Annotated in this window: 12 protein-coding genes; 4 read left to right on the forward strand and 8 right to left on the reverse strand. The window is 73.5% G+C overall.

All coding sequences use genetic code 11. From position 1 onward, the window contains the following. The first annotated feature begins 175 nt into the window (after positions 1-175). Positions 176-1,894 (forward strand): PHP domain-containing protein, encoded by a 1,719-nt coding sequence (locus ACFV9M_RS13570; RefSeq protein WP_385066378.1) that lies wholly within the window; start codon positions 176-178, stop codon positions 1,892-1,894. Further along, positions 1,891-2,403, forward strand: coding sequence for a hypothetical protein (locus tag ACFV9M_RS13575; protein ID WP_385066375.1), 513 nt, complete (start codon positions 1,891-1,893; stop codon positions 2,401-2,403). The genes ACFV9M_RS13570 and ACFV9M_RS13575 overlap by 4 nt, the downstream gene beginning before the upstream one ends. A gap of 14 nt (positions 2,404-2,417) precedes the next feature. Here the strand turns inward: ACFV9M_RS13575 and ACFV9M_RS13580 are convergent, their stop codons facing one another. The 5 genes from ACFV9M_RS13580 to ACFV9M_RS13600 form a co-directional block, all read right to left on the reverse strand. After that, positions 2,418-2,945 carry a hypothetical protein gene (locus ACFV9M_RS13580; protein ID WP_385066372.1) on the reverse strand — a complete coding sequence of 176 codons (528 nt, stop codon included), beginning with the start codon at positions 2,943-2,945 and terminating at the stop codon, positions 2,418-2,420. A 197-nt stretch (positions 2,946-3,142) separates the two neighbouring features. Continuing rightward, positions 3,143-6,031, reverse strand: a complete 2,889-nt coding sequence (locus ACFV9M_RS13585) for a glycoside hydrolase family 2 TIM barrel-domain containing protein (RefSeq protein ID WP_385066369.1) — start codon at positions 6,029-6,031, stop codon at positions 3,143-3,145. 125 nt (positions 6,032-6,156) lie between these two features. Continuing rightward, the gene (locus ACFV9M_RS13590) at positions 6,157-7,455 is read right to left on the reverse strand and encodes an extracellular solute-binding protein (protein WP_385066367.1); all 1,299 of its coding nucleotides are present in this window, start codon (positions 7,453-7,455) and stop codon (positions 6,157-6,159) included. 182 nt (positions 7,456-7,637) lie between these two features. Next, the gene (locus ACFV9M_RS13595; RefSeq protein WP_385066364.1) at positions 7,638-8,927 is read right to left on the reverse strand and encodes an ROK family protein; all 1,290 of its coding nucleotides are present in this window, start codon (positions 8,925-8,927) and stop codon (positions 7,638-7,640) included. Between the two features lie 143 nt (positions 8,928-9,070). Further along, positions 9,071-10,315 (reverse strand): FAD-binding protein, encoded by a 1,245-nt coding sequence (locus ACFV9M_RS13600; RefSeq protein ID WP_385066362.1) that lies wholly within the window; start codon positions 10,313-10,315, stop codon positions 9,071-9,073. A 144-nt stretch (positions 10,316-10,459) separates the two neighbouring features. Here ACFV9M_RS13600 and ACFV9M_RS13605 point away from each other — a divergent pair, with 144 nt between their 5' ends. Together ACFV9M_RS13605 and ACFV9M_RS13610 are read left to right on the forward strand one after the other, a co-directional pair. Then, on the forward strand, positions 10,460-11,782 hold the full coding sequence (locus ACFV9M_RS13605) for a radical SAM protein (protein ID WP_385066359.1): 1,323 nt from the start codon (positions 10,460-10,462) through the stop codon (positions 11,780-11,782). Between the two features lie 177 nt (positions 11,783-11,959). Then, a complete protein-coding gene (locus ACFV9M_RS13610; protein WP_385066356.1) occupies positions 11,960-13,477 on the forward strand; it encodes a cellulose binding domain-containing protein in 1,518 nt (505 codons plus the stop codon). A 16-nt stretch (positions 13,478-13,493) separates the two neighbouring features. On the opposite strand, the gene ACFV9M_RS13615 is transcribed toward ACFV9M_RS13610, so the two are convergent. The 3 genes from ACFV9M_RS13615 to ACFV9M_RS13625 form a co-directional block, all read right to left on the reverse strand. Continuing rightward, complete coding sequence (locus ACFV9M_RS13615; protein ID WP_385066554.1) at positions 13,494-15,140, reverse strand: alkaline phosphatase D family protein; 1,647 nt, start codon at positions 15,138-15,140, stop codon at positions 13,494-13,496. Between the two features lie 515 nt (positions 15,141-15,655). Continuing rightward, the gene (locus ACFV9M_RS13620) at positions 15,656-16,585 is read right to left on the reverse strand and encodes an anti-sigma factor RsbA family regulatory protein (RefSeq protein ID WP_385066353.1); all 930 of its coding nucleotides are present in this window, start codon (positions 16,583-16,585) and stop codon (positions 15,656-15,658) included. Further along, positions 16,582-16,875, reverse strand: coding sequence for an STAS domain-containing protein (locus ACFV9M_RS13625; RefSeq protein ID WP_385066551.1), 294 nt, complete (start codon positions 16,873-16,875; stop codon positions 16,582-16,584). The genes ACFV9M_RS13620 and ACFV9M_RS13625 overlap by 4 nt, the downstream gene beginning before the upstream one ends. Between the last annotated feature and the right edge of the window lie 361 nt (positions 16,876-17,236).

A 17,236-nucleotide genomic window follows, 5' to 3' on the forward strand; every position in this document is an offset into this window, starting at 1 on the left:
CTTCAGGGGCAGTTGAGGGAACAGTGGGAGACGGGGCGAGCCGGACGCGTCCGCGCCGGTCGCCGCTCACCTAAAAGCCGTTCAAGGTTCATCTTTTGGCTCGATCCTCCCCACGCGGCGCACTCGCGCCGCGCGGACGTCAGCCGCGGACGGCAGCGGCAACCAGGAGGACACCATGGGGCACGGTCACGCGCACGGGCACCACCATCACCACCACGGACACGACCACGGACACGACCACGGCACCCCCGGCGCCGCGGCGCTGCCCGCCGCCTTCGACGCCTCCGTGCCCGACGACGCCCTCAGCCCGGAGCAGCAGTCGCGCCGCGGCCTGCTGCGCCGCGCCGGTCTGCTCGGCGCCGGCCTGACCGCCGCCGGCGTCCTCGGCCGCGCGGCCGAATCTCCCGCGTACGCCGCCACCGGCGGCCGCCGCAGCGACGGCTTCCTCTGGCTGGCCGGCGACCACCACATCCACACCCAGTACAGCAGCGACGGCAAGTACCGCGTCGTGGACCAGGTCCGGCAGGGCGCCCGGCACGGCATGGACTGGCTGGTCATCACCGACCACGGCAGCGCCACGCACGCCAAGATCGGTGTGGAGAAGGTCAACCCGGACATCAAGGAGGCCCGTTCCGCCCACGAGGACACCCTCGTCTTCCAGGGCCTGGAGTGGAACATCCCGGGCGCCGAGCACGGCACCGTCTTCGTGCACCCCGGCAAGAACGAGGTCTCCGTCCTCAAGCAGTTCGAGACCGACTACGACGGCAGCGTGAAGAGCGCCTCCGACTCCACGCCCGCCAACGAGGCCCTCGCCGTCGCGGGCCTGGCCTTCCTCGGCGAGCAGGTCCGCCGCCGCAAGGTCAAGGACGCGCTGATGCTCGCCAACCACCCGGCGCGGCGCGGTGTCGACTCCCCGCACGAGATCCGCGCCTGGCGGGACGCGACCGACCCCGGTCACCAGATCGCCGTCGGTTTCGAGGGCGCCCCCGGCCACCAGGCCGCCGGCCTCCCCGCCCCCCTCGGCCCGGCCCGCGCCCGCGGCATCTACGACAACAACCCCAGCGCCAACTCCTTCGCCGGCTATCCGCTGGAGAGCTACCGCACCTGGGGCGGCTTCGACTGGATGACCGCCACCGTCGGCGGCCTGTGGGACAGCCTCATCGCCGAGGGCAAGCCCTGGTGGATCACCGCCAACTCCGACTCCCACCAGGTGTACGCCGACACCGCCGTACGCGGCACGGGCGGCGACTTCGCCACCGACGGCAGGTACGCGGACCCGGTCTACGGCGGGCAGATCGACATCACCCAGGGCGACTACTGGCCCGGCCAGTACAGCCGCACCCACGTCGGCGCCGACGGCTTCTCCTACGCCGCCGTCATGGACGGCATCCGCGCCGGCCGCGTCTGGGTCGACCACGGGCAGCTCGTCAGCGGCCTCGACGTCCGCGTGAGCGGCGGCAGCCGCTGGGCCACCCTCGGCGGCGCCCTGCACGTCAAGAAGGGCACGGACGTGACGCTGACGGTCGACGTCGCCCTCGCCGGCGGCCCCAACTGGGCGGGCTTCGTCCCGCGGCTCGCGCGGGTCGACGTCATCCAGGGCGAGGTCACGGGCACCGTCACCGACCAGGACACCTTCACCGCGCCGACGGCCAAGGTCGTGAAGTCCTACGAGGTGAACAAGTCCACCGGCACCGTCCGGCTCACCTACCGGCTCGGACGCGTGGAGGAGCCGCTGTACGTCCGTCTGCGCGGCACCGACGGCAACCGCTCCGCCGTCGGCGCGATGGGCGCGGCCGTGGACCCGGCGGGCCCGGCGATCGACGTCGTCGGCGACGCCGACCCGTGGCGCGACCTGTGGTTCTACTCCAACCCCGTGTGGGTCCTGCCGTCGTGAACCGGTACGTGCTCACGGTGGACGCCGGTCCGCGCGACCTGCGCGCGGCCGATCACCTGCTCCGCACGCTCGCGGCCGAGCTCGCCCTCGACGAGGGCGTGTTCGGCTGCACCCACCTCGTGCGGGGCGACCGGCCGCACGTCGCCGTCTCCCTCGCGCTGCGGGAGGAGGCGGTCGCGGCGGCGGTGCGCGGGCATCTCGCCGCCCGCGGGTACGAGCCGGCCGACGGCGCCCCGGACTCCGTCGGCCGGGCGGTCCTCTACCCCGGGGCGGACGCCCTGCGGGGCACGATGACGGTCGCGGAGGTCCTGTCCGTCTCCGCGATCGACCGGGTGGCGGTGCTCGGAGCCGCGGCGCGGCCGGCGCCGGACGCCCGGCTGGTGACCCGGGACCACGTGCGGCCCCAGTGGCACGACGGGGAACTGGTCCTCACCGCCATGCCCGCCGTCGGCGGCACCCTCGTCCCCTTCGAGGTGCCCGACCCGACACCCTGCTGCGCGGACCACTGAGGTCACCGCCGGTGCTACAGCCCGTGCACCGCCGAACGGGCCCGGGTGACGAAGTCCGTCAGCGACAGCCAGAAGGGGTCGTAGTACTGGTCGAACGAGGAGAGGGCGGTGGGGTCCCCGGTGATGGCCGCCTCGAGTGCCCGGTAGGGCGGCCTGGTCGACAGCCGCAGGTTCTCCGCCGCCTCGGCCACGTCGTCGGGCCCTTCCAGGGTGATGACCCAGATGAAGTGCCGCAGCTTCGGATACTCCTCGCGCAGACCGGCCCTGACCTCCTTCAGGGCGGGCAGCTGTTCGCTCCGCGGGGCCGCCGACTGGTGGATGTCCGAAATCCTCCAGTACAACTCGGCCATTCTGTGGGCCTGTTCGATGAGGCTGACATAGGCGGTCCGGCGTGCCTCGCTCACCCGGACCGCACGCTGGGTCCGCTCGGCCGTGTGCGCCTGGATCTGGGCCGCGCGGGCGGTGCCGCGGCTGGTGACCCAGCTCGCCAGCACGGCCGTACCCGCGGTCAACGAGGAGATCCACAGGGCGGAATCGGTCATGCGGTCGATCCTTCCCCGCGCCGCCGGGCACGATGGCTCCGCCGTCGACCGGCACGCGGCGACCACCATGGTTTCGGCCATCCCGCGGTGCCATCAGAACAGCGGCCGGGCCCGGGACGGCGGGTGACGGCCGGGCGCGGGGCAGCGGGTGACGGCCGGGGCCGGCCGGGTGGTGCGCGGCCGGCCCCGGGAGCGGGTCAGGCGCGCACGTCCGGGCCGGTCTGCGCGAACACGAAGGAGAACGCGGCGGGCGCGACGTCCAGGAAGTACCGGGGCAGCGGCCCCGGACCGCAGGACTGCGAGCCGATGCCGTGCTGGCCGTGGTCGAGGTTGACCCACACCGTCCCGCCCGGCACCAGGTCGGTGCGGTGCCGCGCCGCGTCCAGCTGCTCGTTCGTCCAGCGCCGGGCGCTGAACCAGAACGCCGGCTCGCCCTCGATCCGCAGCCCGCCGAGCTCGGCCCAGCGGACGTCGGCGCGGGCGCCGTTCTCCTGCGGACGGACGTACGGCGTCTGGAGGTCGTCGACGGTCGACCGCCAGCGGCCGACCCGCGACGCCGACCGGGTGTCCGGGTACGCCTCGCCGGGGCCGCCGCCGAACCAGGTCACCGCGTCCGCCTCGGTCAGCCCGAAGCGCACCCCCAGCCGGGGCAGCGGCACCGTCCAGCCGCCCTCGGGGGTCACGGAGACGTCCAGCCGCACCCGGGTGCCGTCCGACGTCCACCGGTGGACCACCGACAGACCCACCTCCGACGCGGCGGGCGCCACCCGGGTCCGCACCGTCAGCGCGTCCTCACCCGGCTCGACCGCGTCCACCCGGTGCCGCATGCGGTGCAGGCCCAGCTTGCGCCACAGCTCGCCGTACCGGACGTCGGACTGCCACGCCGCGCCCTCGTCGTTGTCGGTGAGCGCCCGCCACACGTCCAGCCGCAGCCCAGTCACCGCCACGGCCCCGATGGCACGCGGCTCGCCCGTGCGGGCGTCGAAGACGGCCGGGCCCAGGCTGATCAGGCCGTCGCCGGCCGCCGGTGCCCCGGTCGCGGCCACCGCCGGCCGGGCCCGCGGCGCGAGCGGCACCTGGCCCCACGCCACCTCGTGGCCGCGCGGCGCCCACGCCGTGTCCTCGGCCAGGACGGCCCGCACCGTCCAACCGGTCTCCGCCCCGGCCCGGACACCCTCCGGCGGCTGACCCAGCTTCACCTCCGCCGACTCGCCCGCCGCGAGCGCCGGCACCGGCAGCGGGCCCGACGCGACCGTCTCGCCGTCCGACTGGAACGCCCACTCGAAGGCCAGCGCCGACAGGTCGGCGAAATCCTGCCGGTTGGTGACGCGCACGGTGCCGTCCGCGCCGTCGCCCGTGATCGCGACCGGTTCGATCACCTTCTTGTACTCGACGAGGCCGGGGGAGGGGGCGCGGTCGGGGAAGAGCAGGCCGTCACAGACGAAGTTCCCGTCGTGCAGCTCCTCGCCGAAGTCGCCGCCGTAGGCGTAGCCGTACCGCTCGTCCTCGATGCCGTGGTCGATCCACTCCCAGACGAAGCCGCCCTGGATCCGCTCGTGCGCCTCGAACAGCCGCTGGTAGTCGGCGAGGCCGCCGGGGCCGTTGCCCATGGCGTGGCCGTACTCGCACAGGAGGAAGGGCAGCGCGCGCCGCCTGAGGGTGCCGCCGTCGAGGCCGCGGCCGATCCGCTCGACCTCGTCGTGGAAGGCGTACATGCGGGAGTAGACGTCCGTGTCGCGGCAGTCGATGTCGCCCTCGTAGTGCACCAGGCGCGAGGTGTCACGGGCGCGGATCCACTCGGCCATCGCGGTCAGGCCGCGTCCGGTGCCCGCCTCGTTGCCCAGGGACCACATCACCACCGACGGGTGGTTCTTGTCCCGTTCGACCATGCGGGCGGCGCGGTCCAGCAGGGCCGGGGTCCAGCGGTCGTCGTCGACGGGGTTGTCCCGCCAGTCCTGCTCGACGAAGCCGTGCGTCTCCAGGTCGCACTCGTCGATCACCCACAGGCCGTACTCGTCGCACAGGTCCAGGAAGGCCGGGTGCGGCGGGTAGTGGGAGGTGCGGACGGCGTTGACGTTGTGCCGCTTCATCAGCAGCACGTCCTCGCGCATGGTCCCCAGGTCGAGCGCGCGGCCGGTGCGCGGGTGCCACTCGTGCCGGTTGACGCCCTTGAACAGGACGGGCCTGCCGTTCACCTTGATCAGGCCGTCCTCCAGGACGACCGTACGGAACCCGATCCGCAGGGGGACCCGCTCGCCCGCCGTCACCAGCTCACCGTCGTACAGCCGGGGCGTCTCGGCGCTCCACGGCTCGACCGGCACCGTCACCGTCGCGCCCGTCACGACGTCGATGTCCAGCGCGGGCACGGTCACCCGCCCGTCGACGTCGGAGTCGACGCGCAGGGTGCCCGCGCCCGTGACGTGGTCGTAGGAGGCGTGCACGAAGAAGTCGCGCACACCGCCCGCGGGCCGGTGCAGCAGTGTCACGTCACGGAAGATGCCCGGCAGCCACCACTGGTCCTGGTCCTCCAGGTAGGAGCCCGCCGACCACTGGTGCACCCGGACCGCCAGCACGTTGCCCGAAGCCCTCAGCAGCTCGCCGACCGCGAACTCGTGCGGCAGCCGCGAGCCCTTGAACTCGCCGAGCTCCGTGCCGTTCAGCCAGACCCGGGCACAGGACTCCACGCCGTCGAAGCGCAAGGCGGCGTCGCCGTCGGCGAGGTCGGGCCAGTCGTCGGGCAGGTCGAACACCCGCAGGTGGTCGCCGGTCGGGTTCTCGGTGGGGACGCGGGGCGGGTCCACGGGGAAGGGATAGAGGTGGTTGGTGTAGATCGGGGCGCCGTGCCCCTGGAGGACCCAGTGCCCGGGGACCGTGACCTCGGCCCAGTCGCCGGCGTCGTGCCCCTCCGCGGCGAACGAGTTGTCCTCGGCGTCGGCCGTCGCCGACAGGCGGAACCGCCAGCTGCCGTTCAGGGACAGGGACTTCGCGTCCGACGAGGCGTACCAGGCGCGGGGCGCGAGGGCCCCGCGGCCCGGCGAGACGTCCTCGACGTAGCCGGCGGACGGGGAGGTGGTGCGCAGGGACATCGGTCTCCAGGTCGTGAGTCGTGGGCCGTGAGGTGTGGGTCGTGAGGTGTGGGTCGTGGGCCCTGAGGTGTGGATCGTGGGCGGTGGGCGGTGGGCGGTGGGCGGTGGGCGGTGGGCGGAGGGCGTCAGCCCTTGATGCCCGTCCGGGCGATCCCCTGCACCAGCCAGCGCTGGAGGAAGAGGAACACGAGCAGCAGGGGCAGCAGGGAGAGGGCCGTGGCCATGAAGATCAGGTGGTAGTTGACGGTCTGGTTGGTCATGTACGACGACAGCGCCACCTGCACCGTCCAGGCGCTGGGGTCCTGGCCGATGACCAGCGGCCACAGGAAGGAGTTCCAGCCGTTGATGAAGGTGATCGTCGCGATGGCCGCGAAGAAGTTGAGCGAGTTCGGCACGACGACGCGCCAGTACGCGCCCCAGTGGTTCAGTCCGTCCACGCGCGCCGCCTCCTCCAGTTCCTTGGGGAACCCCAGGAAGTACTGCCGGAAGAGGAAGCAGGTGAAACCGCTGAAGAGGCCCGGAACGATCAGACCGCGGTAGGAGTCGATCCAGCCGAGGGAGGACACCAGGACGAAGCCGGGCACGAACGTGACGGCCGTCGGCACCATCAGCGTGAACAGGACGGCGTAGAACACCTTAGCGGCGTGCCGGTAGGGGATCCGGGCCAGTCCGTAGCCGGCCAGGGAGCACACCAGCAGGGTAACGGCCGTGTGCAGCACACCGACGACCAGCTTCCCGAGGCCCTCGACGACACCGTCCGTGTGGCAGGCGGGCCGGTTCCGGTCGTCGAGGGTGTCGGCGCCGGCCGCCCAGATCATCGGGCGGATGACCGCCTGGAGGGTGTTGCCGAGGTAGACGCCCTTGACCTTGTCCGTGGTGAGCTCGGCGGCGGCCGCGATCAGCTCGTCGAGGGTCTGCGGCACGCCCACGCCGGCCTTCTCCAGCAGCGACCTGCGGTAGAAGAAGAACTGCGGGTCGTCGATCATCCGGACGCCGTAGACCTTGCCGTCGACGGTGTGCGACCGGATGTCGGCCTGGTTGAAGTCGTCCCGGACCGGCTCGACGAGGTCGGTGAGGTTCGCCACCTGACCGCTCTTGACGAGCTGTATCTGCGGGTGGAACTCGAAGAGATCGGGCGCGTCGTCCGTGAGCAGGCTCGCGAAGAGCTTGCTCTCGAAGTTCGACCCGGTGATCCACCGGGTCGTCACCTCCGCCCCGTCGTACGCGGCCGCGTACTTCTTGATCGCCTGCTCGGTGCCCGCCTCGCCGTACGCGTGGAAGTACTGCACGAGTCCGCCGCCCGCACTCCCGCCGCCCCGACCGTCGTTGCTCCCGCAGGCGGCCGGCGTGCCGGCGGCGGCCAGGCCCGTGGCGGTCCGCAGCAGTGATCGGCGGGACCAGTTGCTGTTGCTCAGTGCCGACATGGTGACGTCCTTGTCTCGAGTACGGCTGAGGCGTGCTACGGCATCGGCGCCAGGTGGCTCGGAAAGGCGTTGCGGGCGGGACGTTAACCTTCGGCTAATGCTTCGGCAAGGGGTTGGACGAAGCCGGTCCGAAGCGTTGCGTGACGTTCGGGATACCAGACGTGACGGGCGGGGGCGTGGTGTCAGGAACTCGGCCTGGTACGGCTTCCGGCGCCGGCGCCGCCTCCGCCGGCGCTGCCTCCGCCGGCGCTGCCTCCGCCGGCAGCGCGCTGCGCGCTCCGCTGCCCGACGGACCGCAACGCCCCTTCGAGCGCGAACGTCGCCGCGCCCAGGCAGACCGGGTCGCCGGGGATCGGGGAGAGGACGACGGCGGTCGCGGCCAGCGGCCGGCGCAGCGCGTGCCGGGCGACGGCCTCGCGGACCTCGTCGAGCAGGGGCTCGCCGAGCCGGGCGGCGACCCAGCTGCTCAGCACGACGACCTCGGGGTTGAGCAGGTTGACCAGGTCGGCGATGCCCGCCGCCAGGTAACGGGCGGTGTCCCGGACCACCTTGACGGCCACCGGATCCTCGGCGGCGACCGCACGGGCCAGCGCGTCGACCGTGGCGGTCTGGTCCTCGGGGTGCAGCAGCGGGCTGCGCGGGCTGAGTTCGCGCAGGTTCCGCATGATCCCCGGCGCGCCGACGTACGTCTCCACGCAGCCGTGGTTGCCGCAGTGGCACAGCCGTCCGTCGAGGACGAGCGTGGTGTGCCCCCACTCGCCGGCGCTGTTGCTGACCCCCCGGTGCACCCCGCCGCCCAGCACCAGGCCCGCGCCGACCCCGGTCCCGAGGTTGACGACCACGGCGTCGCCGTGCCCGCGCGCGGCCCCGAACCACAGCTCGGCCACGGCGCAGGCGCGCAGCGGATTGTCCAGGTGGAGCGGGTGGGCGATGTGCGCGGAGAGCAGGTCGAGCAGCGGCACGTCGTGCCAGTCCCAGTTGGGCGCGTACTCGCAGACGCCGGTGTCGCGGTCCACCTGCCCCGGCACGCTCACCCCGACGCCCAGCACCCGGGCCGGCTCCACGCCGGCCCGCGCGGTCACCGCCCCGACGGCCGCCGCGACATGGCCGACCACCTGTTCCGGCCGGCTCTCCCCGGGGCGCATGTCCTCCTCGGCGCGGGCCAGGACGTTCAGCGCGAGGTCGAACAGCTCGACACGGACGTACGTCTCCGCGATGTCCACGCCGATCAGCGTGCCCCCGGACGTGTTCACGGCGACGAGACCCCGCGGGCGGCCGCCGGCCGAGTCCTCGAACCCGACCTCGGTGATCATGCGCAGATCGAGCAGTTCGCCGACGAGGGTGGCGACGGTGGCGAGGCTGAGGCCGGTGGCGGCGGCCAGCTCCTGCCGGGAGGTGGGCGACCGGGCGATGATCTGGCGCAGCACCTCGTAGCGGTTCGCGGTGCGGATGTCGCGTGACGTGCGCTTCACCGCAGAGGCCCCTCCCGTCCGTGTGGCCGCGCCGGAGCGGTCGGGCACCGGTGCGGCGTCAGGCTATGGCGTGCGGACGCAGTTCGACAAGGCCTTAAGAAAGGGGCTGTACAAAGTCCCGGCGGTCCGCGCGCGCCGGTTCCTCAGCCGCCGAGGACGTCCGCGACGAACGCGTTGGTGAAGGCCCCCGCCGGGTCCAGCTCCCGCGCCAGGGACCGGAAGTCGCCGATCCGCGGATACCGCCCGCGCACCACGCCGGCCGGCACGGCGAAGACCTTGCCCCAGTGCGGGCGCGGCGCGAAGGGCTCCAGCGCGGCCTCCAGCTCCCGCACGACGGGGAGCACGGCCCGGGTGTCCTCGACCCAGGTGAAGTGCACGGCGACACAGTCGTGTCCGTAGGCCGGGCTCAGCCACTGCTCGTCGGCGGCGACGGTGCGCACCTCACACGTCTGGAGCACGGGGGCGACCGTCCCCCGTATCCCGTCGATCGCGCGCAGCACGTCGACGGCGTGCTCCCGCGGCATCAGGTACTCGCTCTGCAGTTCGCTGCCGCTGCTCGGGGTGAACTCCGCGCGGAAGTGCGGCAGCCGCTCGTGCCACGGCCCCGGCACCCCGAACTGCTGCGTGCAGTTGACCGCGGGCATCCCCGGCACCGGGTGCAGCGCCTCGGTGGCCGGCGCGGCCCACGGGAAGCCGGCGAGCGGCTGGTCGGTGCGCCGCTTCAGCCACACCTGCCGGAACCCGGGCGCCCGCCAGTCGGTGAACAGGCTGACGCTGTACGCGGCCGCCGCCACGGCCCCGAAGTCCAGCCCCTCGAGGGGCAGCTCCGTGAAGACGTGCTGCTCGACGTCGAAGGCCGGCTCCAGGTCCAGGGTCAGCGCGGTCACGACGCCCAGGGCGCCCAGCGCGGTCACGGCCCCGCCGAACCGCTCGTCCCCCCGCCCGATCACGACCGTGGACCCGTCCGCCGTCACGATCTCCACCTCCCGCACGGCGGCGGCGAGCGGCCCGTTGCGCACCCCCGACCCGTGCGTGCCGGTCGCCACCGACCCGGCCACCGAGATGTGCGGCAGCGAGGCCATGTTCGCCAGCGCGAGCCCGTGCGCGTGGACCCGCCGCGCCAGCTCGGCGTAGCGCACGCCGCCTCCGACCCGTACGGTCCGCGCCGCCGTGTCGACGTCGACCTCGACGGGCAGGGCGTCCAGCGACAGCAGCACCCCGCCGTCGCCCGGCTCGGCGATCTCGTTGAAGGAGTGCCCGCTGCCCAGCACCCGCACCCGTGCGCTCCCCGCGACCAGTGAGCGCAGGGCGGCGAGCGTGGGCGGCCGGTGCAGCTCCTCGGCCGCGAAGGTGATGTTGCCCGCCCAGTTCGTCACGGTCTCGCCCATGCCGTCGCCCCTCCCGAGGAGAACCAGAAGCCGTATGCCCAGGTGAACCTACCGTGCCGGCGGCACAGGACCCCCCGCCCCCGCCTCCCGCCGGGCGGGGGCATACCGTGAGGAGTCGTACGCCTGAGCCGGGAGGAGACACGGATGGGCAGCCGTACCGCGCTGGTCGAGGATCTGATGGAGCGCTTTCCGCATGTGCCGCGGGAGGCGGTCTTCAAGGAGGACCTGCTGCGCGGGGGAGTGGCCTTCGACCCCTCCGCCCTCAGCGACAACGAGTCGGGCGAGGTCAAGCCGAAGTCGTACTTCATCTTCTCCTTCGACCACGGCACCCTCCCCGAACTGGGCGAGGCCGCGCTGCGGCGCCCCCCGGAGGAGATCATCCTCACCGGCGGCCCCTACGACCTGCGGCGGACGGTCGTGTCGGTGCGGGTGAACCCCTCCTCGCCGTACCGGGTGGCCGCGGACGACGAGGGGCTCCTCGGGCTCTACCTCGACGGGAAGCGGATCGCCGACGTCGGGGTGCCGCCCATGCCCGAGTACTACCGGCACACCCTGTCCAACGGGAAGTCCGTGATGGAGGTCGCCCCCACCATCCAGTGGGGCTACCTGATCTACCTCACCGTCTTCCGGGTCTGCCAGTACTTCGGCGCCAAGGAGGAGTGCCAGTACTGCGACATCAACCACAACTGGCGCCAGCACAAGGCGGCCGGCCGGCCCTACACGGGCGTCAAGGACGTCGAGGAGGTGCTGGAGGCCCTGGAGATCATCGACCGGTACGACACCGCCAAGGCCTCCACCGCCTACACCCTCACCGGCGGCGCCATCACCAAGACGGTCGCAGGCCGGGACGAGGCCGACTTCTACGGCCACTACGCCAAGGCCATCGAGGAGCGCTTCCCGGGCCGCTGGATCGGCAAGGTCGTCGCCCAGGCCCTCCCGCGCGACGACGTGCAGCGCTTCAAGGACTACGGGGTGCAGATCTACCACCCCAACTACGAGGTGTGGGACCGCCGCCTGTTCGAGCTGTACTGCCCGGGCAAGGAGCGCTACGTCGGCCGCGACGAGTGGCACAAGCGCATCCTGGACTCCGCGGAGGTCTTCGGCGCCCGCAACGTCATCCCCAACTTCGTCGCCGGGGTGGAGATGGCCGAGCCGTTCGGCTTCACGACGGTCGACGAGGCCATCGCGTCGACGACGGAGGGGCTGCGCTTCTTCATGTCGCACGGCATCACCCCGCGCTTCACCACCTGGTGCCCGGAGCCGACCACCCCGCTGGGCAAGGCCAACCCGCAGGGCGCGCCGCTGGAGTACCACATCCGGCTGCTGGAGGCCTACCGGGCCACGATGGACGACTTCGGCCTGTCCTCGCCCCCCGGCTACGGCCCGCCCGGCCCCGGGCGCGCCGTCTTCTCGGTCAGCTCGTTCATGGACAGCCTGCCGGCGAAGGAGCCGTCGGAACTTCGTTAGGCTCTGTCGCGGCCCGGGCGGGGGAGCCGCCGGGGCCCGTCCGGGCTGTCCTGACATCCGCACAGGGCGCTTGTCAGTTGTGCGGGACATGTGAAAAGCTCGGGCCCTGCCGCGAGGTTCCCCCCAACTCCATTGCATTCAGGGTGAGTTGACCTCGCCTGTGGATGCAGGAGACTCATGCCCGACCTGCCGATCCCGAGGGACGCCGCCGAGGCCGCGCTGTTCTCGGAGTGCTGGGACGCCGTGCTGTCGTACGCCGACCTGTGCACGTCCGGCTCGACCGCGGCCAACCAGCTGGCCCGCGAGGCGTTCGCGCTCGGTATCCGCGAGGCCCGTGCCGCCGAGGACGGGTCCCGGCACAGCGTCGGCCGCCGCGCCTCCCGGCTGCCCCGGATCCCCCAGCTGCTGACCGCCGTGCGCACCACGGCGGCCGCCTGGGAGGCGCAGGGGCAGGGCCACCGGCTCGACCCCGATCTGCGGCTGTGGCTGAACTCGGAGAGGGCCGCACGTTACACCGGTCCGCCCCTGCGCCGCCCGATCGCGCTGCGCGGGCTGCGCGACATGCAGGAGCCGGACGCGGCGCTGCTGTGGCTGGCGGAGGTGGAGGCGCTGCCGCTGCGGGCCGTCGCCCGCCGGCAGGGTCTGGACCCGGCCGCCGCGACGGAGGAACTGAACCAGGTCCGCGGCCTGTTCCGGGACCGCTGCCACCGCAACCACCTCGACACACCGATGGACGCCGAGTGCCGCAGCTACGTCCGGCTGCTCGACGCCGTCACCCGCTCGCCCGTCGCCGACACCCCCGAGGACCTCTCCCGGCACCTCGCCACCTGCGTGGAGTGCGCGGAGGCCGCCGCCTGCCTGCGCCTGCACGGCGGCGGGCTGCCCGCCGCCCTGGCCGGCGGAGTCATCGGCTGGGGCGGCCTCGCCTACCTGGAGCGCCGCCGCCGCGCCGCCGAGGTCCGCATGGGCGCCGGCCGCCCCGACGCGCCCGACCCGGACGGCCAACCGGCGGACGCCGCCGCGAGCCGGGCACGCGTCCGGCGGGGCGGGCTGCTGCTCGCCGCCGGGCTCGTCTCCGCGCTGGCCCTCGCCGTGACGCTGATGCCGTCCGGCGGTGGCGGCGACAGCTCCGCCCAGGACGGCGCGCCCGCCGGCGGCAGCCCCGTCGCCGGCCCCTCCGCCTCCGCCCCCTCCTCCTCGCCGTCGGCCGTCGTGCCCGGCCCGTCGGCCCCCTCCGGCTCCCCGGACCCGTCCACCGGCTCCCCGGCCCCCGAGTCCTCGGGCGCCGGCTCGCCCACGGCGAAGGCCCCCGACCCGGAACCCCAGGGCACCACCTCGGCCACCGCCGGCACCGGCGGCACCGGCGGCACCGGACAGGCGGTGGCCTGCACGGCCAGCTACGACCTGGTCAACCAGTGGCCCGACGGCTTCCAGGCCACCGTCACCGTCACCACCGACCGGGCCCTCAGCTCCTGGAGCGTCGCCTGGTCCTTCCGCGACGGCCAGCGGGTCGACCAGATGTGGGACGCGGGCTTCTCCCAGGACGGCTCCCGCGTCACCGCGACCGCCGCCGACTACAACCGGGCCGTCCCCGCCGGAGGCTCCCTCTCCTTCGGCTTCCTCGCCACCTGGCAGGACCGGAACACGGCACCGTACGGCTTCAGCCTCGACGGGATCGGCTGCGCGGCGTCCTGAACGGTGCCCCCAGGACCTACACCGGCACGAGCCCCGGGTTGCCGGCCTCCGTCACGAAGGACGCGGCCGTCGAGACGGGGGCGTCCGGAGTGGTCACCGCGGCGACCGTCCGGAAGTCGGCCCGGGCCAGCGCCTGGTCCAGCCGGACCCGCACATAGCCGCGGCGGCCGTCGTAGAACCTCAGGTGGGGGTTGGCGGTCAGGTACGTCTGCCAGTTCGCGGGGCGTTCGGCGCCGTCCCTGCCGCTGGCGATCGACGTGGCGACGATCTCGGTGCCCAGGGTCCGCGACGCCGGGTCGTCGAAGTCGTCCTTGATGTCGAAGGCGTACCCCACGTGGACGTCCCCCGTGAGGACCATCAGGTTCTCCACCCCCGCCGACCGCGCCCCGGCGAGGATCCGGGCGCGGGAGGCGCGGTAGCCGTCCCAGGCGTCCATCGACATCACCGCCTGCGCGGTGAGGTCCAGCTTGCGCTGGGAGAAGCAGACCTGCTGCGGCATCACGTTCCACAGCGCCTGCGACGCCCGCCACCCGTCGATCAGCCACCGCTCCTGCGCCGCCCCGGTCATCGTGCGCGCCGGGTCGTCCGACTCGGGTCCGGGGACGTGCTTGCCGTCGCCGTAGGCCTGGTTGGAGCGGTACTGGCGGGTGTCGAGGACGTCGAACTGGGCGAGGGTGCCCCAGTGCAGCCGGCGGTGGAGCCGCATGTCGGGCCCGACGGGCTGCTGTGCGGCACGCAGCGGCTGGTGCTCCCAGTACGCGCGGTACGCGGCGGCCCGGCGCAGCAGGAACTCGGCCGTCGGGCTGCCGTGTTCGTCGACGGCGCCGGCGTAGTTGTTCTCGGTCTCGTGGTCGTCCCAGGCGACCACGAAGGGGTGGGCCGCGTGGACGGCCCGCAGGTCGGGGTCGCTCTTGTAGAGGGCGTACCGCAGCCGGTACTCCTCCAGGGTGACGGTCTCCCTGTCGAACGCGTCGGGCAGCACCAGGTCGGTGTAGCCGCGGGCGCCGCCCGCGGAGTTCACGGCGTACTCGTAGAGGTAGTCCCCGAGGTGGAAGACGACGTCCACGTCCTCCTGGGCCAGATGCCGGTGCGCCGTGTAGTACCCGTCGTGGTACGCCTGGCAGGAGACGGCGGCGAACGACAGGGACGCGACGGCGGAGGAGGGCGCGGGCGCCGTGCGGGTGCGGCCGGTCTCGCTGATCCAGGTGCCCGTCCTGAACCGGTACCAGTACGTCCGGCCGGGCTCCAGCCGGTCGACGTCGACGTGGACGGTGTGGTTGTACTCGGGTAACGCCAGGGCCGTACCGCTGCGCACGACCGTGGCGAACCGCTCGTCCCGCGCCACCTCCCACGCGACGGAGACGGACTGCCCGGCCAGCCCCCCACCCACCTCGTAGGGGGCCGGAGCCACCCGCGTCCACAGGACCACGGCGTCCGGCAGCGGGTCCCCGGAGGCGACGCCCAGGGTGAACGGTTCCCGCGAGATCCGCGCCCCGTCGAGCTCACGGGCCGCCGCCGCGCCCCTCGCGGGCACCTGGCCCGCGAAGGCCATGGCCGTGGCGGCGGCGCCGATCGTCAGGAAGCGCCGGCGTCCGAAGTGCCGTGCGGCGGCACGTGGTTCGTGCGGATCGCGGCGGTGGGCGGGGCCGTGACGTCCCCTCAGGTCGTGATCGTCGCCGTGCGCGGTGAGGGGCGGCGCGGTGCTCGGGGGCTGTTCGGCGGTGAGGGGCGGCGCGGTGCTCGGGGGCTGTTCGGCGGTGAGGGGCGGCGCGGTGCTCGGGGGCCGCTCGGCGGTCAGGGGCCGCGCGGTGCCCGGGGGCCGCGGGGCGCTCAGGGACCGATCGGCGGTCAGGGGTTGCTCGGCGCTCGGGAGCCGCTCGGCGCTCGGGGGCAGGGCGGCGGCGCTCACGAGCCGCTCGGTCAGGGACGTTGCCGGCAGGGGGGTGTGACGGCCTGTCGGGCGCATCGGCCTGGGCTCCCGGGGGCATGGGTGCGTCTGCGGCCCACGGGCCGGAGCCTGCGGGCGGCAGGCATCTAGATGCTAAGCAGACAAAGTTCATAAATCCGGCAGGCGTGGCGGCGGCCCTCCGGCCGAGTCCCCGGCGGTCCGGGAAGCCGCCCGGCCGGGCGGTCCTCCGGCCGTGCGACGGGCGTGGTGGCCGGCCGGAGGGAACCGGGTCAGTAAGTGAGGTAGAAGCGGACGGTGGTGCCCGCCTCGGAGGTGTGCACGCGCACCAGGTCCGCCACGTAGTGGACCAGCATCAGGCCCCGGCCGCCGATCTGCCCCCGCTCGGGCGGCCTGCGCCCGGCGAGCGGATCGGTCAGCCGTCCCTCGTCGCGGACCTCGCAGACCACCTGCCCGCCCTCGGCCCAGAGCGCCAGCGTCCCGCGTCCGCCGCCGTGCACCACGCTGTTGGTGGTCAGCTCCGCCACCGCCAGCTCGGCGTCCTGCAGCCGCTGCCCGGCCAGGCCCAGCCGGGCGGCCCGGTCCACGGCGAAGTGACGGACCGTCGGCAGCTCCTCGGCCCCGAAGGCATGGACGGCGGCGTCGGCGGCGGGCACCAGCGCCTCGTTGTAGCGGGCGACGACGGCCTGCCAGTCGTAGACGTCACTGGGCCGTTCGCGGCCGCCGGCGATGACGGTGGGATGGGTGACCCGGGCGTCGGCCAGGACCGCCGCGTCCAGACGGGACTCGTCGTACGGACACAGGATCGTCACCGCGCGGCCCTCGAAAGCGGCGTTGATGAGCGCCTCGTGCTGCGCGCACGCCGGGTACTCCACCGTGCTGCGCTCCGCCCAGATCGGCTCGCCGATGATGCGCACCCGGCTCTGCCGATGGGCGTCGGCGAACGCCTTGAGGACGCCGGGGATGATGCGCCCCGGGTTGCGGCCGGCCTCGGTCATGTCCAGGAGGCGGACGTCCCGGGCGTCCGCGCCCAGCCCGGACCTGATCAGCTCCAGCTGAGGACCGGGCACCGCCACCGCCACGGGCTCACCCGCGGCCAGGCCGTCCCGGACGAACGACACGGTCTGCTCGGCGTACTCCTGCCCGGTGCGGTAGAAGAGTGCCGGGTGGGCGAACACCTCGTCGCCTGCCATGGAGCTCATCGGGGCGCCACCTCGATCCCGCGCAGGGCCGGCCAGAACAGTGCCAGCACCCGTGGCACCTGGGGCGGCGGATGCTCCACCACCATCCGTCCGCGCGGCAGGTTCATGGCCGTGACCGCGAGCGCCGACACCCCGGCCACGTCGACGAACCCGACGCGTGACAGCTCCACGTACGACACGTCCGTGTGCCGCCGGGCCAGTTCGGTGAGGGCCGCCTCCCAGGAGAGGCGGGTGGCGACACTGATCTCGCCGCTGACGCATATTCCGGAACGACCGGACAACGGGCTCACCTCCAGCACGGCCCCGCCATGCACCGGAGCACGTTCCCCCCTGTCGTGTGCGGCCTCCACACTCGGTCTCCTCAACGGTCCGCCACCCGCCGTCCCGGCGGAGTCCGACGGAAGACGACCCATTCCGGACAGGCAGCCTACCGTGCCGTCCGGGCACGCCGGTTGCGGCGTCAGCCCGCGGCCGTTCGGTGTCCAGCGCGTCGCCGGACGGCCGGTGACCCGTACGGCGCCCGCGTTCTCCCGCCGGGGCGTTATCCGATCGCGCCGGGTGGCCCGGCCCTCCTATGATGGGCCTCGCTTCACACGGGGGCGGGAGGCCGCCGCCGACAGCCGTACGAGGAACGGGAGGTGTGACCGATGA

The sequence above is a fragment of the Streptomyces sp. NPDC059895 genome (assembly GCF_042731035.1).
Classification (GTDB): Bacteria; Actinomycetota; Actinomycetes; order Streptomycetales; family Streptomycetaceae; genus Streptomyces.